Raw genomic sequence first — 21,707 nt, forward strand, 5'->3', positions numbered from 1 at the left:
GTCAGGTCGCGGGCGCAATCGTGGCCGCACGGACCTCGAAGAACTGGGCACGGCCGTGCAAGCCCGCGAACAGTTCCGGATCGGTGCCGGTCAGCCAGGGCTGCGCGCCCAGGGCGACCAGTTCGTCGAACAGCGCCGCCCGGCGTTCGGCGTCGAGATGGGCGGCAACCTCGTCCAGCAGGACCAGGGGCGCGAAGCCCCGTTCGGCGGCAAGCAGACGGGCGTGCGCCAGCACGATCGAGATCAACAGCGCCTTCTGCTCGCCCGTCGAGCAGAGCTCCGCCGGCAGGTCGCGGGCGACGTGCCGGGCCATTAGATCGGCGCGGTGCGGGCCGTAGGCCGCGCCGCCGGTTTCGGCGTCGCGCCCGCGCGCCTGGGCAAGCGCGCTGGCCATCTTCTCCTCCGCGTCGAGCGCGGAAAGTTCGTCGAACCAAGTCTCCAGATCGCCTGACAGACCGAGCCCCGCCTTCGGAAACGGTCCGTCCCCGCTGGCCGAGGCGCTGGCCAGCCGGTCAACCAGTTGGCGGCGTGCGGCCGCAATCGCCACGCCGCGCTCGGCCATCCGCTGTTCCAGCACGCCCAGCCAGTCCGGGTCGGGCGTACGGTCGCCGCGCAGCAGCCGGGCGCGTTCGCGCATGGCGTGCTCGTAGGCGTTGACGCGGCCGGCGTGCGCGGGATCGATGCCGTAGACCAGCCGGTCGATGAACCGCCGCCGGCCGCCGGGGCTGTCCTGGAACAGCCGATCCATCTGCGGGGTCAGCCAGGTCACCGCGACGAGCTCGCCCAGCATCTGCTGGTTGCCGGCGAAGTCGCCGTCGATCTTGACCACCCGACGCTCGCGTCCTTCGGCGCTCGGATCGCGCCCGGTGCCGAGGTCGCGCGATCCCTCCGGCGTCATCACGCGCGCCGCGACGGCCCAGGCCGGCCCGGTCGGTGACGGGCTGGCCGCATCGTCACGGGAGCCCGCGCTTCCGCGGGTCGCTTGCGCGCCCGGGTGGCGCTCCACCTCGCTCAAGCCGGCCCGGCGCAAACCCCGGCCGGGGGCGAGGAAGGAGACCGCCTCCAGCAGGTTGGTCTTGCCCGCGCCGTTCGGGCCGGTGAGGACGACCGGGCGACCGTCGGTTTCGAGCGCGGCGTGCGCGTAGTTTCGGAACGCGGTCAGGTGCAGGCGCTGGACGTACAACCCCGGTGTTGGGGCGGTCCCGGCAAACCGGTCGGAAGCGTCCGCATGCAGGGCGGCGTGTCCTGTCCGTTCCATCGACACCTGGGGTTGGGGCGGCGTGTGGTGGGCCGCGTGGCTCACACGCGCATCGGCATCAGCACGTACAGTGCGCTGGTATCGCCGGCGTCCTGCACGATCGTGGGCGAGGCGGAATCGGACAGGCTGAACTGCGCGCCGTCGCCGCCCAGCCGCTCGGCGATGTCGAGCAGATAGCGCGAGTTGAAACCGATCTCGATGTTGTCGCCCTGATAGGAAATCTCCAGCTCCTCGGTCGCGCTGCCGTTTTCCGGGCTGGTCGCGGAGAGGGTGAGCGTGTTGTCGGCCAGCGACAGCTTGACCGCCCGGCTCTTCTCGGTGGAGATCGTCGAAACGCGGTCGACGGCGGAGGCGAAGGCCTTGCGGTCGACCTCCATCATCTTGTCGTTGCCCGACGGGATCACACGCTCGTAGTCCGGGAAGGTGCCGTCGATCAGCTTTGAGGTCAGCACCGTGCTGTCGAAGGTGAAGCGGATCTTGGTGTCCGACAGCGCCACCTCGATGCCGCCATCGGTCTCGTCGATCAGCTTGCGCAGCTCGTTGACTGTCTTGCGCGGCACGATCACCCCCGGCATGCCATCCGCGCCATCGGGCACGGGCATCTCGAAGCGCGCCAGGCGGTGGCCATCGGTCGCCACCCCGCGCAGCTGCTTGGCGCTGCCCTCCTCGCCACTGGTGGCGTGGACGTAGATGCCGTTCAGGTAGTAGCGCGTTTCCTCGGTGGAGATGGCGAAGCGAGTTCGGTCGATCAGCTCGCGCAGTTCCTTGCCCTGCAGGCTGAACGCCTGCGGCAGGTCGTTCGCCTGCGTCGCCGGGAAGTCTTCCTTGGGCAGGGTCGCCAACTGGAAGGTCGAGCGGCCGCTCTTCAGACTCATCTGTCCCTGGTCGCCCTGGACGTCGAGTTCGACCTGCGCGCCGTCGGGCAGCTTGCGCACGATGTCGTACAGCGTGTGCGCAGGCGCGGTGGTGGCGCCGGCTTCTGCGACCTGGCAGCCGACCTCCTCGACGATCGTCAGGTCCATATCGGTCGCGGTCAGCTTCGCCGCCCCGGACCCGGCCTCGATCAGCACGTTGGAGAGGATCGGAATGGTGTTGCGGCGTTCGACCACGCTCTGGACGTGTCCCAGCGATTTCAAGAGCGCCGCGCGCTCGATCGTCAGCTTCATCTGCTCCCCGTTTCGATCCTCGAGAAAGTCTGTCTTGGAGTGTTGTGTACGGCGTGCCCGACAGCGGCCGCACAAGGGCGCGAATCGGCCGGCAACGATAGCACGCTCGCTCTTTTGCGCCTAATAAAGATCACGCGCGCACGTGCGCGCGTGTGGGCGCTGCTGCATGTGCAGCGCCCACGCCGACTGTCTGTCGGGAAGGGAAGTGGCCGCCTGCGGCGACCGGGCGCCTAGCCCTGCAGCATGCGCTTGAGCAGGTCGACGTCCTCGGCGAAGGCGGCGTCCCCGCCACGCAGCTCTTCGACCTTCTTGACTGCGTGCATGACGGTCGTGTGGTCGCGGCCGCCGAACTTGCGGCCGATCTCGGGCAGGGAGCGGGCGGTCAGGGTCTTGGCGAGGTACATCGCCACCTGCCGCGGCCGGGCGACCGCGCGGGCGCGTCGGGCGGAGGCCATGTCGGAGATTCGCACGTTGTAGTGCTCGGCGACCTTCTTCTGGATCTCGTCGATCGTCACCCGCCGGTCGGAGGCGCGCAGGATGTCGTGCAGCACCTCCTGGCAGGTCTCCAGGGTGATCTGCCGGCCGACCAGCGTGGCGTGCGCCACGATCCGGTTCAGCGCGCCTTCCAGCTCGCGCACGCTGGAGGTGATCTTGTGCGCCAGGAACTCCATCACCTTGGTCGGGATCGCGACACCCATCTGGTCGGCCTTGGCCTGCAGGATCGACAGGCGCAGCTCGTAGGTCGTCGGGTGGATGTCCGCGACCAGGCCCCAGCCCAGGCGCGAGCGCATCCGCTCCTCGACGCCTTCCAGGTCGGACGGGCTCTTGTCGGCGGAGATCACCACCTGCCGGTTCTGGTCGACCAGCGCGTTGAAGGTGTGGAAGAACTCCTCCTGGGTCGCCTCGCGCCCGCCGATGAACTGCACGTCGTCGATCATCAGCACGTCGACGGAGCGGAACTGCTCCTTGAAGGCCATGGTGTTCTTCGTACGCAGGGAGCGCACGAACTGGTACATGAACTTCTCCGCCGACAGGTAGATGATCTTCTTGTGCGGCTGCCGGTTGTGGATGTGCCAGGCGATCGCATGCATCAGGTGGGTCTTGCCGAGCCCAACCCCGCCGTAGAGGAACAGCGGGTTGAACGGTACGACGTTGGCGTCGCCCACCCGGCGGGCGGCGGCATAGGCCAGCTCGTTCGGCTTGCCGACGACGAAGTTGTCGAAGGTGAAGCGGGGGTCCAGCGGCGCGGAGATGTCGCCAAAGCCGCCCTCGCGGCTCTCGTAAAGACCGGCATCGCCGGAGTCGCGGACGTTGGAGGCATCGCGCATCTCGGCGGGATCGCGTGGTTCGGCCGGTGCCGTCGGACCGTCCGATGCGCCTGCAACAGCCGAGTTGCCGCCGGTCGATGGCGCGGAGTCCGAGCCCGGCATGCCGGCTGCCTGGCTGTTGGCCGGGGCGTCACTGCGCGGCGTGCCCGGCTGGTTGGCGCCGATCGCCTGGGCGCGGCTGGAACGCTCGGGCGCCTGGACGACGATTTCGACGGCGCTCACCTGGACGTTCTCACTGGCCCACAGCGCGCGCAGCCGGTCGGCGTAGTTGGACGAAACCCAGTCGCGCATGAAGCGCGTCGGGACGGCCATGCGCACCGTTTCGCCGCGTCGTCCGCTCAGCGTCAGCGGCTTCAGCCAGGATCGGAAGGCGGCCTCGCCGACCTCCTGGCGCAACCGGCCGCGGACGCGCGCCCACTGCTCGGTCAGTGACTGATCGTCTGCCGAGGCGTCGCCGCCAAGGGCGCTTGCCGTCTGTCCGTTCGTGGATCCGTTCGCGCCCGTCTGACGGTCGCCAGGGAACTCTGTATGTGTCGCATGCATGCGACCGGCGTTCTGCTGCGCCGAACCGGACGAGTGTGTCATGCCGTCTCGCGTCCCCAATAACCGTGGCGCGGGGAATCCGATTGGTTCTCTCGGCCCCGTCTCTAGCCAGCCAAACGCCGTGTCCCGCGGCGTTCGTCGGCCCGGTGTTTCCTGCGGTGGGCGGTTGGCGTTGCTGGCCAAACCGCTATTCTCCGCCCTCGCGCCCGTAAGCAGTAGAAAATGACAAAACGGACGTAAGAGTCGAGTCCAAAAAGCGTGCGGGTCTGCACTAAAGGCCGGTCTAATATTTAGACAAACGAGCCTGTCACCCAAAGAAATTGGGCGGCGATTAGTAAATATCAGTATCCGAAAGTCTTCAGCGAGGGTGTGTAACTTACCCGTCACGGGCCGGTAAGGCAACGGGACTGAATGTAGAACGCGTGACCCGGTTAGGCATAAGCCCCGGAGTGTCGCCGTAGATGACTGGAATCACAGGCAGAAAATTTTTAGGGGCGCTACCGTGCGCCGACCGCCACGTTGGTGCCACTGTCGTACCGCATGCGGAACGTTTGCGTGCTCGGCTAAAGTTAACAAGCCTGCAACACAAATAGCCGGCGACGCTTAGGCTTTAGGAGCCCGGCGTTCACCGGCTGGATTGTGCACCGTTGGATCAACAGGTGAGGGGGCGTCTGCGCGCCCCGACAAAGGCGCTACGCCAGCGCCTTCACCCGCTGCGACAGGCGGCTGACCTTGCGCGCCTTGGTATTGCGGTGGATCACGCCCTTGTTCACGCCGCGGGCGAGCTCGGGCTCGGCCTGCTTGAGCGCTTCCTGGGCGGCCGCTTTGTCGCCGCGCTGGATCGCTGCCTCGACCTTCTTGACGAAGGTGCGCATGCGGCTCTTGCGCGCATGGTTGATCTGATAGCGCCGCGCGTTGCGACGGATGCGCTTCTCGGCGGACTTATGGTGCGCCATGGCTGATCTGTCTTGCTCTTATCTCTAGGGTGTTGCGCTGTGGCGGCGGGTTATATCGGCGGCACGCGCCGGCGTCAAGCCGGCGCGCCATCCGCCCGATGCCCCTTCCGGTGCGGGCGATCGGACGACCGCTTAGCGGTGCTGCCAGTCCGGTTTGCGCTTGTTGACGAAGGCGTCCATGCCCTCCGACCGATCGTGGGTTGCGAAGGTGCTGTGGAAGGTGCGCCGCTCGAACCGCACGCCCTCGTTCAACGTGGTCTCGAAGGCGATGTTGACCGCCTCCTTGCAGCGCTGGGCGATCGGCAGCGACATACCGGCGATCGCGCCGGCGGTCTTCATCGCTTCGGTCTGCAGATCGGCGGCCGGGACGACCTTGGCCACCAGCCCGGCGCGCTCGGCCTCCTCGGCGTCCATCATGCGCCCGGTCAGGCAAAGCTCCATCGCCTTCGCCTTGCCGACCGCGCGGGTCAGGCGTTGCGTGCCGCCGGCCCCGGGGATGGTGCCCAGCTTGATTTCCGGCTGGCCGAATTTCGCGGAGTCGCCGGCGATGATGAGGTCGCACATCATGGCGACTTCACATCCGCCGCCGAGCGCGAAGCCGGAGACGGCTGCGACCACCGGGGTGCGCAGCTTGGCCAGCACCTCCCAGTCGTCGGTGATGAAGTCCTCGGCGAAGACCTGCTCGTAGGTCTTGTCCTTCATCTCCTTGATGTCGGCGCCGGCGGCGAACGCCTTTTCCATCCCGGTCACCAGGATGCAGCCGATCTCCGGATCCTGGTCGAACGCCTGCGCGGCTTCGCCCAGTTCGCGGACCAGCTGGGCGTTCAAGGCGTTCAGCGCATCGGGTCGGTTGAGCGTGAGAACGCCCACCCGGTCCTGCGTTTCCACCTGGATCAACTCGTAGGTCATCGGCGCGGTCCTCCGCGTGGTTCGGGTCGCTGTCGGGTCGATACGCTGGATGGGCGCGGGCTTGGCGCGGCTGCCGTTTAGCGTGGCTGCAGGGTGTAGCGCACGGTCAGGTCGCCGTCCGCGCCCAGGTAGTCGATCTGCAGGCGCTCGCCCTCCCGGGTGAACTGGTCTTGACCGAGGCGCTGCCAACCCAGCTGGGGCAGTGTCTGGCGGTAGAAACGCCGGACCGCCGCGGTGTCGACCGTTCCGTGGGCGTAGGCCTCGACGATCCGGCCCGAGGGTTTGTCGAACGCCATGCCGGCGTCCGCGACTTCCCGCAGCCCTTCCATCAGCGGCAGATCGACGATGTCGGCGACATAGTCGCTGTCCCCGCCTTGGGCCGCGGCTGGCGCCGGCGGCGCGGCCCACAGCAGCCCGGCCAGTGCCAGGGCAAGGCACGCCTTCATGACGACGGTCGGTCGGCGTGTTGGGCGGGCAGCGGCGGGTCGCACGGTCATACTCCTGCGATAGCCTATCGCTGCCGGCGCGGACAATAAAAAGTCGAGCGGTTAGCCTGAACGAGCCGCTGGATGCCGCCGGTGGCTGCCACGGTGCAGTCGCAGTCCGGGCAGGGCTGACCTTCCTTGTCGTAGACCGCCCAGTCGTGCTGGAAGTAGCCCAGCTCGCCCGAGGCTTGGCGGTAGTCCCGCAGGGAGGAGCCGCCGGCCGCGATCGCCCGGGTCAGCACGCTGCGCGTGGCCGCCGCCAGCCGCTCGGCGCGCTTGCCCTGCACCGTGTGGGCCTGGCGTTTTGGCGACAATCCGGCGACATAGAGCGCTTCGCAGACGTAGATGTTGCCCAGCCCCGCCACCGTCTTCTGGTCCAACAGCGCCGCCTTGATCGGCGTGCGCCGGCCGGCCAGGCGGGCGGCCAGTTCCGGGCCGTTGAATGCGTTGCCGAGCGGCTCCGGCCCCAGGCCGCGGAAGTGCGCGCTCGTCTCGATGCCCTCGGCCGGCAGCAGGTCCATGAAGCCGAACCGTCGGGGATCGTTGAACCGGACCTGACAGCCCTCATCGGTCAGGAAGACGACGTGGTCGTGCGGTTCGAACGGCGCGTCGGGATCGGCGGCGACGGCCATCCGACCGCTCATGCCGAGGTGCATCAGCAGCACCCAGCCGTCGTCCAGATGCGCCAGCATGTACTTTGCCCGCCGGTCGATGCGCACGATCATGCGGCCCTCCAGCCGCTGGGCGAAGTTCTCCGGCAGCGGCCAGCGCAGATCCGGCCGGCGCTGGATCACGGAGGCCAGCCGCCGGCCTTCCAGCCAGGGCCGCAGACCACGGCAGACGGTTTCCACCTCGGGCAGTTCGGGCATCGGGTCTATCGGATCGCGGATCGTCGAAGGGCGGTCTTTAGAGCGGCGCATACGCGGTTGGCCAAAATCTAGGCCCCTGCGGCGCGCGCGCACAGTAGCGTGCGGGCAGGCAGCGCGCTATGGTCCGCGCCATGATGCGCGACAATCCTTCCCCCAGCGATTTCACCGCAGACTCCGAGGCCGACCCGGAAACCGGCGGGCGCCGGCGGTTTTCCGAGGGCGACCGGGCTTCCTTCGGCTACCGCGACGTGGGCGCGGCGGAGAAGCAGGGACTGGTGCGCGGCGTGTTCTCCAACGTCGCCCGCTCCTACGACCTGATGAACGACTTGATGAGCATGGGCGTCCACCGGCTCTGGAAGGACTCCTTCGTCGATCAGCTGAACCCGCGGCCCGGCTGGACCGTGCTGGACGTCGCGGGCGGCACTGGCGACATCGCCTTCCGCCTGCGCAAGCGAACCGGCGACGCGGGGCAGGTGGTCGTCTGCGACCTGACCCCGGACATGCTGGAGGTTGGCCGCGACCGCGCAGTCGACAAAGGCTATCTGTCGGGCATCGACTGGGTCGCGGGCGACGCCATGAAGCTGCCGGTCAAGAGCCGGGTGGCGGATGCCTACACGATCGCCTTTGGTCTGCGGAACGTCACCCACATCGAGGACGTGCTGGCGGAGGCCTACCGCGCGCTCAAGCCCGGCGGCCGGTTCATGTGCCTGGAATTCAGCCAGGTGGTTTTGCCGGTGCTCTCGGACCTCTACGACGTCTACTCCTTCAACGTATTGCCGCGGATCGGCCAGCTGGTCGCCCGCGACCGGGAGAGCTACCAGTATCTCGTGGAATCGATCCGCCGATTCCCGCCGCAGGAGGAGCTTGCCGGGATGATGCGCGACGCCGGTTTCGCGCGCGTCAGCTACCGCAATCTCTCCGGCGGCATCGCGGCGATCCACTCCGGCTGGCGGCTGTAACCGGGCTTCATGCTGCGCGCCATCCGCTCCCTCTTCCGTTTGCTCACGATCGCCCGGACGCTGGCCCGCCACGATGCGCTGGCGGTGCTGGAGATCGCCGGCGTCGCCAAGCCGATTGTCTGGCTCGCGCGGCAGGTGTCGCGCCGGCATGTCGCCGGGCGGCCGGGGCAGAAGCTGGCGCGTGCGCTGTCCGACCTGGGCCCGTCTTTCATCAAGCTGGGCCAGTTCATCTCCACCCGCTCCGACCTGATCGGGGAGCAGGTGTCCGACGATCTGGCGGAGTTGCAGGATCATCTGCCGCCGTTCGACAGCGACACCTCACAGAAGATCGTGGAGGACGAGCTCGGCGGCCCGGTGGAGACCTTCTTCCAGGAGTTCGAGCCGCCCAAGACCGCCGCGTCGATCGCGCAGGTCCACCTGGCCGTCACCACCGACGGCCGGGAGGTTGCGGTCAAGGTATTGCGTCCGGGCATCGAGCGGGCGTTCGAGCGCGATCTGGCGCTGTTCTACTGGCTGGCCGGGCTGGTCGAGCAGGCGCAACCGAGGCTGCGCCGCTATAAGCCGGTCGCGATGGTGCGCCTGTTCGAGGAGCAGGTCCGCTTCGAGATGAACCTGTCGATGGAAGCCGCCGCCGCGGACGAGCTGGCGGCGAACTTCAAGGGCGATCCGAGCTACAACGTGCCGCCGATCGACTGGGCGCGCACCTCGCGCCGGGTGATGACCCAGGGCCGGATCGAGGGCATCCCGATGGACGACCGGGAAGCCCTGCTGGCCGCCGGTCACGACCTGGATTCGGTGCTGGAAAAGGCGGCGGAGATCTTCTTCCGGCAGGTGTTCCGCGACGGCTATTTCCACGGCGACCAGCACCCGGGCAACATGTTCGTTGACGCCGACGGCAACATCGTCGCGGTCGACTTCGGCATCATGGGCCGGTTGAGCCGGCACATGCGCTACCTGCTGGCCGACATGCTGCTTGCCTTGCTGCAGCGTGATTACATGCGCCTGGCCGAGGTGCAGATCGAGGCCGGCTATCTGCCGGAGCCGAACGCCGAAAGCCCGTCGGTGGAATCCTTCGCCCAGGCACTGCGCAGCGTCTGCGAGCCGGTGTTCGGCAAGCCGCTGAACGAGATTTCGTTCGCCCGCGTATTGGGCCAGCTGTTCACCCTGTCGAAATCCTTCCACCTGCAGATGCAACCGCAGTTCCTGCTGTTGCAGAAGAACATGATGATGGCCGAAGGGGTCAGTCGCGCGCTTCGGCCCGAGATCAACACCTGGACCCTGGCGCAGCCACTGATCGAGGAGTGGATGCGCCAGAACCGCGGGCCGCAGGCGCGCCTGGAACAGGGGGCGCGCGAATGGGCCCGGATCGCCGGCCGCCTGCCCGAGACGATCGCGCGGGCCGAGCGGATCGTGCAGGAAATCGAAAGCGGCGGCGGCCTCAAGGTGCACCCCGACACCGCCCGCGCCCTGACCCAAGGGCGTGGTAACGGCTGGATGAAACTGGCGCTGGCGATGTCTGCCGGCGCCTTGGCACTCGCCGCGTTTGCCCTGGGCGCTGTGCTGGCGGGATAGCGAGCTCCCTTATCCGCTGCGCGGCCTTTGCGTACCCTCTGTGGCTCTGCGGTGGGCGCCGAAAAACCGCATGAAGCGGTGGACATTAACGCGGCCCTGAGCTATTTACGGCGGCACGTGGTGAAATAGGGTCGTTATGCCGCAGGTACCGTTGAAAATCGAGGCTGTGCGCGGTAAGCGCGTGCTGCTGGTCGTCACCGGCGGCATCGCGGCCTACAAGGCGCTTGAGCTGATCCGGCTGCTGCGCAAGTCGGGCGCCGAGGTGCGGTGCGTGCTGACTCGCGGCGGGGCGGAGTTCGTGACGCCGCTATCGTTGCAGGCGCTGTCCGGCGACAAGCTCTATGACGACCTGTTCTCGCTCACCGACGAAAGCGAGATGGGCCATATCGAGCTGTCGCGCGCCGCCGATCTCGTTGTGGTTGCCCCGGCGACCGCCGACTTCCTGGCCAAGATGACCCATGGGCGGGCCGACGATCTGGCGTCGACCGTGCTGCTGGCCACCGACAAGGACACGCTGGTCGCGCCCGCGATGAACGTGCGGATGTGGCAGCATCCGGCGACCCAGGCGAACGTCGCCACGCTTGGCCAGCGCGGCGTGCGGTTCGTCGGGCCCGACGAGGGCGACATGGCCTGCGGCGAATACGGCCCCGGCCGGATGGCGGAGCCGGACGCGATCCTGGCGGCGATCGCCGGCTATTTCGGGCAGGCTCGGCCGCTCGCCGGGCGTCGCGCGCTGGTCACCAGCGGGCCGACGCACGAGCCGATCGATCCCGTGCGCTACCTCGCCAACCGCTCGTCCGGCAAGCAGGGCCATGCGATCGCCGGCGCGCTGGCGCGGCTGGGGGCGGCGACCACCCTGGTCACCGGGCCGACGGTGCAGGTCGATCCGCCCGGCGTGCGCGTCCAGCACGTCGAGAGCGCCCGCGACATGCTGGCGGCCTGTCAGGACGCGCTGCCGGTGGATATTGCCGTCTGTGCCGCAGCGGTGGCCGACTGGCGCCCCTCGGACTGCGCCCCGCAGAAGATGAAGCGCGGCGACGCGGCCGAGCTTGGCCTGCGCTTGCAGCCGAATCCGGACATCCTGGCCGCTTTGTCGGCGGCCGGGAACCAGCGTCCCGCGCTGGTCGTCGGGTTCGCCGCGGAGACCGAGCGCGTGGTCGAGCACGCCCGGGAGAAGCGCGCGCGCAAGGGCTGTGACTGGATCGTCGCCAACGACGTCTCCGTGGGGACCGGAACGTTCGGTGGCGATGACAACACCGTTCACCTGATCACCGATGATGCCACGACGCCGGAGACCTGGCCGCGCATGACCAAGCAGGCGGTCGCCGACACGCTTGCCGAGCGGATCGCCGAGCGTCTGGGGACGGCCAAGGGGGCCGGCTAGCAAGCCGCTGGCGGCACGTTCTGCGCCGGCGCCTATGAACACATCTGAGACGCACCGGCGGCTGCCCAACGGTCGGCGGTGCGTCGCGAAGAAAGCGGAAAGACGAGATACGATGCTGCGCCTGTCCAAGAAGCTGCTGTTCGCCATCGAGGCGGTGGTCGACATCGCCTACAACGCCGGGCCCGAGCCGGTGCGCTCCAGCGAGATCTCGGAGCGTCAGGGGATTCCGCGGCGCTACCTGGAGCAGGTGCTGCAGCAACTGGTCCACCACAACATCCTGGCCGGTCAGCGCGGCCCGCGCGGCGGGTATCGTCTGGCGCGCGAACGCCGTCGGATCACGGTGGGCGAAATCATCCGTGTCGTCCGTCAGCTCGAGGGCACGCCCGACCCGACCAGCGAAGCCGGTGGCAGCGAGATCGGCCGGCGGGTCGTGCGTCCGATCTGGCAGGGCATGCAGGACGAGATGATGTCCCGCTTCGACCACATGACCATCGAGGAACTGTGCGATAAGGCCCGCAACGAAGGCATCCAGTCCGAAGCCCAGCAGGTTCCGGATTTTTCGATCTAGCGCCAGCTTGGCGCCTGCCATTTTCAGGCTCACTTTGAAGGTGCGCAGGGCGCCTTGAAGGACGCCCGAGGGGGAAGCCCCGCTGATTGCCGGCGTTCACAGCTTTTTTCTTTGCAAGGCGTGGGGGCGCGTTCCTATATCCCTTAAAGTGCCGTGAAACGGTTTATAACCACACGCTTGAGGGAGGAATCGCCAGATGGCCGACCATCAGGCCGACCCCAACCCATCCGCCAACACCCAAGACACCACAGCGCCGGCCACGCCCGGCCCGCGTCCGCACGGACGAATCTACGATTCCGTCCTGGACACGATCGGGGCCACGCCGCTGGTCCGCCTGCCGCGCCTGAGTGAGCGCTACCAGGTGGGCGCGGAGGTCCTGGGCAAGTGCGAGTTCCATAACCCCCTGTCCAGCGTGAAGGACCGGATCGGCCGCGCCATGATCGAGGCGCTGGAGGCCGAGGGCCGGCTGGAGTCGGACACCGTCCTGGTGGAACCGACCAGCGGCAACACCGGTATCGCGCTCGCCTTCGTTTGCGCCGCCAAGGGCTATCGGCTGATCCTGACCATGCCGGAAACGATGTCGGTCGAGCGGCGCAAGATGCTGCGTCTCTTGGGCGCGGAACTGGTGCTGACCGACGGCAGCAAGGGCATGCGCGGGGCCGTTCAGCGCGCCGAGCAGCTGCTGGAGGAGCTGCCCAAGGCGGTGATGCCCCAGCAGTTCCGCAATCCCGCCAACCCGGAAGTGCACCGCCGCACCACCGCCGAGGAGATCTGGACGGATACCGGCGGCGCGGTCGATGCCGTCATCAGCGGCGTTGGGACCGGCGGGACGCTGACCGGCATCGGTTCGGTCCTGAAGCAGCGCAATCCCGATGTGCAGATGATCGCGGTGGAACCGGAGGACAGTCCGATTCTTTCCGGCGGCACGCCGGGGCCGCACAAGATCCAGGGCATCGGCGCCGGCTTCGTGCCGGAGACGCTGGATCGCGAGATGATCGACGAGGTGATCCGGATCGGCAACGACACCGCCTTCGCGATGGCGCGCGAGGCTGCGAGCTGCGAGGGCTTGGCGGTCGGCATCTCCTCGGGCGCGGCCTTGGCGGCCGCCATGGAGATCGGGCAGCGCGAAGCGATGAAGGGCAAGCGCGTGGTCACCATCCTGCCCTCGGCGGCCGAGCGTTACCTGTCCACGCCGCTGTTCGAGGGCATGTAGCCCGCGCCAGGGTGTGGCCGAGGCGGCCGCTCGGGGCTAAGTTCGGGGCATGGAGTTCACCGACCCGCAGATCGACCGTTACGCCCGTCACCTTGTGCTGCCGGAGATCGGCGAGCAGGGGCAGCAGCGCCTGCTCGAGTCGCGGGTCCTGGTGGTGGGCGCGGGCGGTCTGGGCGCGCCGCTCCTGACCTACCTGGCCGCCGCCGGTGTTGGCCGGCTGGGCGTGATCGACGACGATCGCGTCGAGTTGTCCAACCTGCAGCGCCAGGTCATCCATACCACCGGCGACATCGGCCGGCCGAAGGTGGCGAGCGCGGCCGATCGACTGCGGGCCCTGAACCCCGAGGTCGCGGTCGACGCCCACGACCGGCGGGTGACCCGCGCGGGCCTGGTCGAGTTGATCGGCCAGTACGATCTGGTGGCCGACGGTTCCGACAACTTCGTCACCCGTTATCTCTTGAACGACGCCTGCTATCTGGCCGGCCGGACGCTGGTGTCCGCGGCGATCATGCGCTTCGACGGGCAACTGTCGACCTTCAAGGCGCACCTGGCCGAGGATCACGGCGGCGGCCCTTGTTACCGCTGCGTCTTCGGCGCCCAGCCGGCCGATCCCAAGCAGTCCTGCGCCGACGTTGGCGTGCTGGCGATGCTGCCCGGCGTGATGGGGGCGCTGCAGGCGACCGAGGTGGGGAAGGAACTGCTCGACATCGGCGACAGCCTGTCCGGCCGGCTTGTGCTGTACGACGCGCTCGCCACCGGCTTTCGCAGCATCAAGACCCGGCGCGATCCGGCCTGTCCGCTGTGCGGCGAGCAGCCCAGCATCCGCGATCTCACCGACGTCAGCTACGGCGACACCGATCCGCTGTGCGTGGCCTGAGGCGCGCGGCTGCCGGCCCTATTCTTCAGTGGCGCTGGTGACCTCGACCGCGACGTCCATGTCCAGATAGTCGTCCGGGTAGCCGGTGAAGGTGCCCTTGAGCGGGATCGCCTGGTTTGGGTCGCGGGCGACGCCGACGCGGATCAGGTTGCCGCCGCCGACCAGACCGTTGGTCGGGTCGTATTCCACCCAGCCGGCGCCGGGCAGGTAGACCTGCACCCAGGCGTGGGTCGCGCCGGCCCCGGAGAGTGCGTGTTGCTCCGTGTCCTGCCGGGCGGGGTCGCGGGCGGGATCGTACAGGTAGCCGGAGACGAACCTGGTCGCCAGGCCCAGTGCGCGCAACGCTTCCATCATCAACAGCGCCAGGTCGCGGCAGGAGCCGGTGCCGAGATCCAGCGTCTCGACCGGCGGACGGGTGCCGATCGCATGCCGGCGCTCGTAGCCGAAGTCGCGCGCGATCGCCCGGGTGATCTCGCCCAGCAGCAGGTTGGTATCGACCGGGCCGCCGCGGTCCTCGAGAAACCGTTTCGCCCACGTATCGATCTTGTGTTCGGGATCCGGGTAGTGCCGCTCGGTCAGGCGCTGCAGATCCGGGCTCTCCTCCGCGGGGTAGGAGAAGGGATAGGTCCGGGCATGCGGGGCGAGCGGGAAGGTGGCACTGTCGCTGCCATAATGCTCGATATCGATCGTGCTCTCGAAGGTGAGCGTATCGCTCGGCTCCTGCGGGATGGCGATCGCGATCGAGTTGGAAAACACATCGTGCAGCCAGCGCACGTCCGCCTTCGGCGAGATGCGCAGCTTGGTTGCGGTCAGCCGCAGGTCGTGGCTGTCCCGCGGGCGGAACATCAGCCGATGTTCGCCGAAGGTGACCGGCCGCTTGTAGCGGTAGGTCGTGGTATGCCGGACGCGCAGGCGTTTCATGAACGACCGGCCCTATCCGGCTGTGGTGAGGCTGTCAAATACCTGGCTTGGGTCGCGGTCACTCGGTGCGAGCTAATACTCATCCCCTTTGAGGGAGAGTAGATGGACCCCCCGGCCTATGCCGGGGAGTCCCATCCTTTACGGGCATGACCAGCGTGGCCGCGTATGCCCTTACGCGCTGGCGCGGCCGGCGATCTGGCGCAGGACGTAGTGCAGGATGCCGCCGTGGCGGTAGTACTCCACCTCGTCCGCGGTATCGATCCGGCACAACAGGTTGACCTGCTCCTGGCTGCCGTCCGGGCGGTGCAGGGTCGCCTGCACGGTCATGCGTGGCGTGATGCCGTCCTTCACGCCGGTCAGGTCCCAGCGTTCCTCGCCGGTCAGCTTCAGGGTCTCGCGGCTGCTGCCGTCGGGGAACTGCAGCGGCAGCACGCCCATGCCGACCAGGTTGGAGCGGTGGATGCGCTCGTAGCTCTCCGCGATCACCGCCTTGACGCCGAGCAGCCGCGTGCCCTTGGCCGCCCAGTCGCGCGAGGAGCCGGTGCCGTACTCCTTGCCGGCGACCACGACCAGCGGGGTGCCCTCGTCCTGGTACTTCATGGCGGCGTCGTAGATCGCCATCTGCGCGCCCGACGGCACGTGCTTGGTCACGCCGCCCTCGACACCCGGCACCATCTCGTTGCGTATGCGGATGTTGGCGAAGGTGCCGCGCATCATCACCTCGTGATTGCCGCGCCGCGAGCCGTAGGAGTTGAAGTCGCGCGGCTCGACGCCCCGGTCCATCAGATAGCGCCCGGCCGGGCTGTCCTTCTTGATCGCGCCGGCGGGGGAGATGTGGTCGGTGGTGACGGAATCGCCCAGGATCGCCAGGGTGTAGGCGCCGTGGACGTCCTCCAGCCCCGACGGCTCGCCGCCCATGTCCTCGAAGAAGGGGGGACGGCGGACGTAGGTGCTGTCGCCTTGCCACTGGTAGGTCTGGCCCTCGCCGACCTGGATGTCCTGCCACTCCGGCGGACCCTGGAAGACGTTGGCATAGCGGTCCTTGAACATGTCGGAGGTGAGCGAGGACGTCAGCATCGACTGGATGTCGCTCGCCGACGGCCAGATGTCCTTCATGTAGACCTTCTGGCCCTTGCGGTCTTCGCCGAGCGGGTCGTTCAATAGGTCGATGCGCATGTTGCCCGCCAGCGCGTAGGCGACCACCAGCGGCGGCGAGGCCAGGTAGTTGGCCTTGCAGTGCGGGTTGATCCGGCCCTCGAAGTTGCGGTTACCGGACAGCACCGAGCAGACCATCAGGTCGCCCTTCTCCACCGCGCCCGCGATGTTGTCGGCGAGCGGGCCGGAGTTGCCGATGCAGGTCGTGCAGCCGTAGCCGACCAGGTTGAAGCCGAGCGCGTCCAGGTCGTCCTGCAGGCCGGCGGCCTCCAGGTAGTCGGTCACGACCTGCGAGCCCGGGGCGAGCGAGGTCTTCACCCACGGTTTGACCTCCAGCCCCTTCTCCAAGGCGTTGCGCGCCAGCATGCCGGCACCCAGCATGACGGACGGGTTGGAGGTGTTGGTGCAGGAGGTGATCGCCGCGATCACCACGTCGCCGTGGTTCAGGCGGTAGTTCTCGCCCTCGACCTGCACGCCGGAGTCGTCGAACGCCTGCTTGGCGCTGTCGCCGATCGCCGCCGGGCCTTCCTCGGCCATGTCGGCGGCTGCGCCGTCGGGATCCAGGCCCAGTTCCTTCTGCAGGTGACTGCGGAACTCGCCAGCGGCAGCCTTCACTGCGACGCGGTCTTGCGGGCGCTTCGGCCCGGCGATCGACGGCTCGACCTCCGACAGGTCCAGGGTCAGGTTATCGGTGAACACCGGGTCCGGCGTATCGTCCTCGCGCCACAGGCCCTGAGCCTTGCAGTACTCCTCGACCAGCTTGATCCGATGCGGGTCGCGGCCGGTGAAGTTCAGATAGCGCACTGTCTCGGCGTCGACCGGGAAGAAGCCGCAGGTGGCGCCGTACTCGGGCGCCATGTTGCCGATCGTCGCGCGGTCGGCCAGCGTCAGGGCCGACAGGCCGGGACCGTAGAACTCGACGAACTTGCCGACCACACCGTGCTTGCGCAGCATCTCGGTGACGGTCAGCACCAGGTCGGTCGCGGTCGCGCCCTCGTCCAGCTCGCCGGTCAGCTTGAAGCCGACCACTTGCGGGATCACCATCGACACCGGCTGGCCCAGCATCGCGGCCTCCGCCTCGATGCCGCCGACACCCCAGCCGAGCACGCCCAGGCCGTTGATCATGGTGGTATGGCTGTCGGTACCCACCAGCGTGTCCGGCATCGCGACGTTGCGGCCCTGGCCGTCGTCCTTCACCCAGACCGATTGGCCCAGGTACTCTAGGTTGACCTGGTGGCAGATGCCGGTGCCCGGCGGCACGACGCGGAAGTTGTCGAACGCCTGCTGGCCCCAGCGCAGGAATTCGTAGCGCTCGCGGTTGCGCTCGAACTCGCGCTTGACGTTCTGTTTGAACGACGTCGGATTGCCGAAGGAGTCGACCATCACCGAGTGGTCGATCACCAGGTCGACCGGCGACAGCGGATTGATCTGATCCGGGCTGCCACCCAGGTTCGCCACCGCGTCGCGCATCGCCGCCAGGTCGACCACGGCGGGCACGCCGGTGAAGTCCTGCATCAGCACGCGCGCCGGGCGGTAGGCGATCTCCCGGTCGGATTTGCGGTCCTTCACCCACTGGCTCATCGCCTTGGCGTCGTCGGTCACCACCGTGCCGCCGTCCTCGTAGCGCAGCAGGTTCTCCAGCAGCACCTTGAGCGAGAACGGCAGGCGGGAGACGTCGCCCAGGCCATTGGCTTCGGCTTCGGGGATGGAGAAGTAATCGTACTCCTGACCGTCGACGGTCAGGGTGCGGCGGGTTTTGAGACTATCCTGTCCAGCCAAGGTCTCGTCCTTCTCGTCATCGCGTGCGGGTGCGCTGGGCATCTGACGGCCGTCGCGCGCCGTGCGGCCGGCGCGTGGAAACGGTTGCGGCCGCTCGGGATCAAACGGGGGTCGAGCGCGCACCTCTGTTGAGGAGTGGCCGGCGACCTGCCTACTGAAGCAAGTGGCCCGCGTCGCGCCCCACCTTAGCTATATGCGCCCGCCTGTCCAGCGTGGACACCCCTCGCGGTCGGCTTTCTGGACCCTCCATCGGGCGATGGACGTGTCTGCGCGGCTGCGGCACCCTGGGCTTCGGCCGGCGCCCGGCCGGTGCCCGGATCGTGATAGAAAGGCCGCGCCCCATGTCCGCGCATGCGAGCGACAGCTCCCACTACGACGCGCTGGAAACCCGCGACGCCGAGAGCCGGGCACGCGACCTGGCAGAGGTCCTGCCCAAGCAGATCGCGCATGCGCAGCAAAATTCCCGCGCCTACGCCGAGATGCTGGCGGAAGTCGATCCGCGCAGCGTCACCGATCTCCAGGCGCTGGCGAAGCTGCCGGTGACGCGCAAGCAAGACATCATGGACCGGCAGAGCCCTCAGGCCCCGCTGGGCGGCTTCAACGCCAGCGAGATCGAAGCGATGGCCCGCCTGTTCGCGTCCCCCGGGCCGGTCTACGAGCCGCAGGGCATTCGGCCGGACCACTGGCGCATGGCGCGCGGCCTGTATGCCGCCGGCTTCCATTGCGGCATGGTCGTGCACAATAGCTTTGCCTACCACCTGACGCCCGGCGGCTGGATCATGGATAGCGGCGCGCGCGCGCTCGGCTGCCCGGTGATCCCGGCCGGCACCGGCAACAGCGCGCAGCAGGCCGCCGCGATCCATCAGTTGCGCCCGGCCGCCTTCACCGGCACGCCGGACTATCTCAAGGTCCTGCTGGACAAGGCGGACGAACTCGGTCTCGACGCCAGCTCGATCGAGCGCGCGATGGTCTCCGGCGGCCCGCTGTTCCCCTCCCTGCGTCAGGAATACAGCGACCGCGGCGTGCTGGTGCGGCAGTGCTACGCCACCGCCGACCTTGGGCTGGTCGCCTACGAGACGACCGCTCCCGACGGTGGACCCAATCCCGGCATGGTGGTGGATGAGGGCGTGCTCGTGGAGATCGTTCGCCCCGGCACCGGCGATCCGGTGGCCGATGGCGAGGTCGGCGAGCTCGTGGTCACGACCTTCAACCCCGATTACCCGCTGATCCGCTTCGCCACCGGCGACATGTCCGCGGTGCTGTCCGGGTCCAGTCCGTGCGGGCGCACCAACACCCGGATCAAGGGCTGGATGGGCCGGGCCGACCAGACGGCGAAGGTCAAGGGCATGTTCGTCCATCCCCAGCAGATCGCCCGGGTGAGCGAGCGCCATCCGGAGATCCAGAAGGCCCGCGCCCAGGTTACCCGGGAGAACGCGCAGGACGTGCTCACCCTGGTGTGCGAGGTCGCTGGCGGCGATCAGCGCCTGGCCGAGGCCATCGCCGGCAGCCTGCACGAGGCCACCCAGCTCAAGGGCGCGGTCGCGTTCGTCGAGCCCGGCGAGCTGCCGAACGACGGCATCGTGATCGACGATCAGCGCGAGAGCGCGGCGGGGTAGGGCGGCGCGCGGCGCCGGTGCGCGCTCACCCAACAGTGAACGGCGTTGAGTGGCGTGCTGTCGGCCGCTCGGCTAGCGTGCGTCTATGGCCCGTCGCTTTTTGCTGCTTGCCTTTATCCTCCTGCTGCTGCCGCCGGCTCGGTTGCTCGCGGCCGAGGACGCTCGCTCCGTGGTGGTCGAGCTGTTTACCAGCCAGGGCTGCAGTTCGTGCCCGCCGGCTGACCGGCTGCTGGGCGAGTTGAAGGGCCGGCCGGGTGTGATCGCGTTGTCGCTGCACGTCGACTACTGGGACTACATCGGTTGGCAGGACCCGTACGGCCTTGCCCGCCACACCAACCGGCAACAGGCGTACCGACACCGGTTGGGTCTGGATTACGTCTATACCCCGCAGATCGTGGTCGACGGTGCGCTGCAGGCCGTCGGCTCGCGGCGGCAGGCGGTGCTGGACCAACTTGCCCGGGCCCGGCAGCGCCCATCCGCCGTGCGTCCCCAGCTGGCGGAGGACCGAGCGGTGATTCCGGCGGCAACGGTCGACAGGGAGGCGCGTGTCTGGCTGGTCACCTTCGACGCCCGCCACGCCACCGACGTTGCGGACGGGGAGAATGCCGGCGACCGGCTGGTCAACCACAACGTGGTGCGTAGTTGGCAGGACCTGGGTGCCTACACCGGCGCCCGGCGGGATATCTCGCTGGATTTGGCCGAGGCCCGCGCAGCCGGACGCAGCGGGTGTGCGCTGTTGGTGCAACAGGACGGCACCGGCGCGATCCTGGGCGCGGCGATGCGGCGGTTCGACGAAGGCTAGGCGCGGCGGTCGGGCCGCGGTCCCTCACTCTTTCACGTACGCCACCGTCAGGTTGTTTGCCGGCATCTCGACCACCTCCTGGCGGGCGAAGCCGTTTGCGGCCGCCAGCGCGTCGACGTCCTCCAGGTCGCGCACGCCCCAGCTGGGGTCGCTGGCGCGCAGGCTGGCGTCGAACCGGGCGTTGCTGTCGGAGGTATGTGCGCCATTGCGTTTGAAGGGGCCGTAAAGCACCAGCGGGGCGCCCTGCGGCAAAATGCCCGCGGCGCCGGCGAACAGACCCGCGGCGGCGGCCCAGGGGGCGATGTGGATTAGGTTGATGCACACGACCGCGCGCGCCTGGCGCACCGGCCAGGGGGTGTGTCGGACGTCCAGCGCGATCGCCGGCTGAATGGTCCGCACGCCCTGCGCCTGGGCGTGGGCGTCGATCGAGCTGCGCATCTCGGGGTCCGCGTCGGACGGTTGCCAGACCAGCGGGCGCAGGTTCTGGGCGAACCAGACGGCGTGCTCGCCGGTGCCGCTGGCGATCTCCAGCACTGTCCCCTCGGCCGGCAGCAGGCGCATCAGCACCTCCAGGATCGGGCCCCGGTTGCGTTGTGTCGCCGGGGCGTGCAGGCGGCCATCGGCGCCGCTCGGGGCTTCGTCGGCATGTGTGCTGGCCGGGCCGAGGGCATCGTGATAGCGCGGGTCGGTCATGGCGGCGAGAGGGTCCGAAAAGTGGCAGGATAGGAATCCGAAGGGGGTGGACTTCGGGGTGTGAAAGCGCGATCTACCGGGACGCAAGACAGCGGCGCAATGCCGCGCAAACCCGCAATCTGCCTAGGGTTGCCCGGGCAAATAACCGCGTGATACGGAGCTTACATGCTCGAGCGGATCAAGGCCATTCTGCGCGACCGGCCGGTCGCTGCGGACACCGGCGGTTTCGATCAACTGCAGGTCGCTGTGGCGGTGCTGTTGGTGGAAGCCGCACGCATGGACAACGACTTCGATGCCGACGAACGCACGGCGATCGCCAATCTGCTGCAGCGCCGCTTCGACCTCGACGCGGACGCGGCGGAGAAGCTGCTCGCCCAGGCGGAGCAAAGGGCCCAGGGGTCGGTGGAGTTCTACACCCTGACGCGCACGGTGAAGGACGCCTTCGAGCACGAGGATCGGGTGGAGTTCATGCAGATGCTGTGGGAGGTGGCCTACGCCGACGGCGAACTGCACGACCACGAGGCGAATCTGATGCGCCGCGTGACCGGACTGATGTACGTCACCGACCTGGAGAGCGGCGAGGCGCGCAAACGCGCATTGCGCCAGCTGGGCTACGAAGCCTGAACCGATCGGCTATTGGATTATGCCGTCGGG

Annotated in this window: 19 protein-coding genes; 9 read left to right on the forward strand and 10 right to left on the reverse strand. The window is 68.3% G+C overall.

Annotated features, from left to right (window positions below):
- Position 1 precedes the first annotated feature (1 nt).
- The 7 genes from recF to mutM form a co-directional block, all read right to left on the reverse strand.
- The gene (gene recF, locus RHOSA_RS0102310; RefSeq protein WP_081728392.1) at positions 2-1,258 is read right to left on the reverse strand and encodes a DNA replication/repair protein RecF; all 1,257 of its coding nucleotides are present in this window, start codon (positions 1,256-1,258) and stop codon (positions 2-4) included.
- Between the two features lie 41 nt (positions 1,259-1,299).
- A complete protein-coding gene (gene dnaN, locus RHOSA_RS0102315) occupies positions 1,300-2,424 on the reverse strand; it encodes a DNA polymerase III subunit beta (protein ID WP_027287423.1) in 1,125 nt (374 codons plus the stop codon).
- A 230-nt stretch (positions 2,425-2,654) separates the two neighbouring features.
- A complete protein-coding gene (gene dnaA / locus RHOSA_RS0102320) occupies positions 2,655-4,337 on the reverse strand; it encodes a chromosomal replication initiator protein DnaA (RefSeq protein ID WP_215904974.1) in 1,683 nt (560 codons plus the stop codon).
- A gap of 650 nt (positions 4,338-4,987) precedes the next feature.
- The gene (rpsT, locus tag RHOSA_RS0102325; protein WP_027287425.1) at positions 4,988-5,251 is read right to left on the reverse strand and encodes a 30S ribosomal protein S20; all 264 of its coding nucleotides are present in this window, start codon (positions 5,249-5,251) and stop codon (positions 4,988-4,990) included.
- A gap of 132 nt (positions 5,252-5,383) precedes the next feature.
- Complete coding sequence (locus tag RHOSA_RS0102330) at positions 5,384-6,160, reverse strand: enoyl-CoA hydratase (protein WP_027287426.1); 777 nt, start codon at positions 6,158-6,160, stop codon at positions 5,384-5,386.
- Between the two features lie 77 nt (positions 6,161-6,237).
- Positions 6,238-6,657 carry a hypothetical protein gene (locus RHOSA_RS0102335; protein ID WP_156092467.1) on the reverse strand — a complete coding sequence of 140 codons (420 nt, stop codon included), beginning with the start codon at positions 6,655-6,657 and terminating at the stop codon, positions 6,238-6,240.
- Between the two features lie 14 nt (positions 6,658-6,671).
- Positions 6,672-7,514: a bifunctional DNA-formamidopyrimidine glycosylase/DNA-(apurinic or apyrimidinic site) lyase gene (mutM, locus tag RHOSA_RS0102340; RefSeq protein ID WP_027287428.1), complete on the reverse strand. Its 843-nt coding sequence runs from the start codon at positions 7,512-7,514 to the stop codon at positions 6,672-6,674.
- A gap of 119 nt (positions 7,515-7,633) precedes the next feature.
- Between mutM and ubiE the strand changes: the two genes are divergently transcribed.
- The 6 genes from ubiE (at position 7,634) to RHOSA_RS0102370 (ending at position 14,087) form a co-directional block, all read left to right on the forward strand.
- A complete protein-coding gene (gene ubiE / locus RHOSA_RS0102345) occupies positions 7,634-8,473 on the forward strand; it encodes a bifunctional demethylmenaquinone methyltransferase/2-methoxy-6-polyprenyl-1,4-benzoquinol methylase UbiE (protein ID WP_027287429.1) in 840 nt (279 codons plus the stop codon).
- A 9-nt stretch (positions 8,474-8,482) separates the two neighbouring features.
- Complete coding sequence (ubiB, locus tag RHOSA_RS0102350; RefSeq protein ID WP_027287430.1) at positions 8,483-10,045, forward strand: 2-polyprenylphenol 6-hydroxylase; 1,563 nt, start codon at positions 8,483-8,485, stop codon at positions 10,043-10,045.
- Positions 10,046-10,181: 136 nt separating this feature from the next.
- A complete protein-coding gene (coaBC, locus tag RHOSA_RS0102355) occupies positions 10,182-11,429 on the forward strand; it encodes a bifunctional phosphopantothenoylcysteine decarboxylase/phosphopantothenate--cysteine ligase CoaBC (protein ID WP_037255560.1) in 1,248 nt (415 codons plus the stop codon).
- Positions 11,430-11,541: 112 nt separating this feature from the next.
- Positions 11,542-11,997: an RrF2 family transcriptional regulator gene (locus RHOSA_RS0102360; protein WP_027287432.1), complete on the forward strand. Its 456-nt coding sequence runs from the start codon at positions 11,542-11,544 to the stop codon at positions 11,995-11,997.
- Positions 11,998-12,193: 196 nt separating this feature from the next.
- On the forward strand, positions 12,194-13,210 hold the full coding sequence (cysK, locus tag RHOSA_RS0102365; protein ID WP_081728393.1) for a cysteine synthase A: 1,017 nt from the start codon (positions 12,194-12,196) through the stop codon (positions 13,208-13,210).
- 49 nt (positions 13,211-13,259) lie between these two features.
- Positions 13,260-14,087: a HesA/MoeB/ThiF family protein gene (locus RHOSA_RS0102370; protein WP_027287434.1), complete on the forward strand. Its 828-nt coding sequence runs from the start codon at positions 13,260-13,262 to the stop codon at positions 14,085-14,087.
- Between the two features lie 18 nt (positions 14,088-14,105).
- Here the strand turns inward: RHOSA_RS0102370 and RHOSA_RS0102375 are convergent, their stop codons facing one another.
- Positions 14,106-15,008 carry a transglutaminase family protein gene (locus tag RHOSA_RS0102375; RefSeq protein WP_027287435.1) on the reverse strand — a complete coding sequence of 301 codons (903 nt, stop codon included), beginning with the start codon at positions 15,006-15,008 and terminating at the stop codon, positions 14,106-14,108.
- A gap of 171 nt (positions 15,009-15,179) precedes the next feature.
- Positions 15,180-17,984 carry an aconitate hydratase AcnA gene (acnA, locus tag RHOSA_RS0102380; RefSeq protein WP_051431712.1) on the reverse strand — a complete coding sequence of 935 codons (2,805 nt, stop codon included), beginning with the start codon at positions 17,982-17,984 and terminating at the stop codon, positions 15,180-15,182.
- Positions 17,985-18,283: 299 nt separating this feature from the next.
- On the opposite strand from acnA, the gene RHOSA_RS0102385 reads away from it, so the two are divergent.
- Both RHOSA_RS0102385 and RHOSA_RS0102390 read left to right on the forward strand, forming a co-directional pair.
- On the forward strand, positions 18,284-19,558 hold the full coding sequence (locus RHOSA_RS0102385; RefSeq protein ID WP_027287437.1) for a phenylacetate--CoA ligase family protein: 1,275 nt from the start codon (positions 18,284-18,286) through the stop codon (positions 19,556-19,558).
- 85 nt (positions 19,559-19,643) lie between these two features.
- Complete coding sequence (locus tag RHOSA_RS0102390; protein WP_027287438.1) at positions 19,644-20,360, forward strand: DUF1223 domain-containing protein; 717 nt, start codon at positions 19,644-19,646, stop codon at positions 20,358-20,360.
- A 24-nt stretch (positions 20,361-20,384) separates the two neighbouring features.
- On the opposite strand, the gene RHOSA_RS0102395 is transcribed toward RHOSA_RS0102390, so the two are convergent.
- Positions 20,385-21,053, reverse strand: a complete 669-nt coding sequence (locus RHOSA_RS0102395) for a DUF938 domain-containing protein (protein WP_081728394.1) — start codon at positions 21,051-21,053, stop codon at positions 20,385-20,387.
- A 165-nt stretch (positions 21,054-21,218) separates the two neighbouring features.
- Here RHOSA_RS0102395 and RHOSA_RS0102400 point away from each other — a divergent pair, with 165 nt between their 5' ends.
- Positions 21,219-21,677, forward strand: coding sequence for a tellurite resistance TerB family protein (locus RHOSA_RS0102400; protein ID WP_027287440.1), 459 nt, complete (start codon positions 21,219-21,221; stop codon positions 21,675-21,677).
- The last annotated feature ends 30 nt before the right edge of the window (positions 21,678-21,707 follow it).

The organism is Rhodovibrio salinarum DSM 9154, assembly GCF_000515255.1.
Lineage (GTDB): Bacteria > Pseudomonadota > Alphaproteobacteria > Kiloniellales > Rhodovibrionaceae > Rhodovibrio > Rhodovibrio salinarum.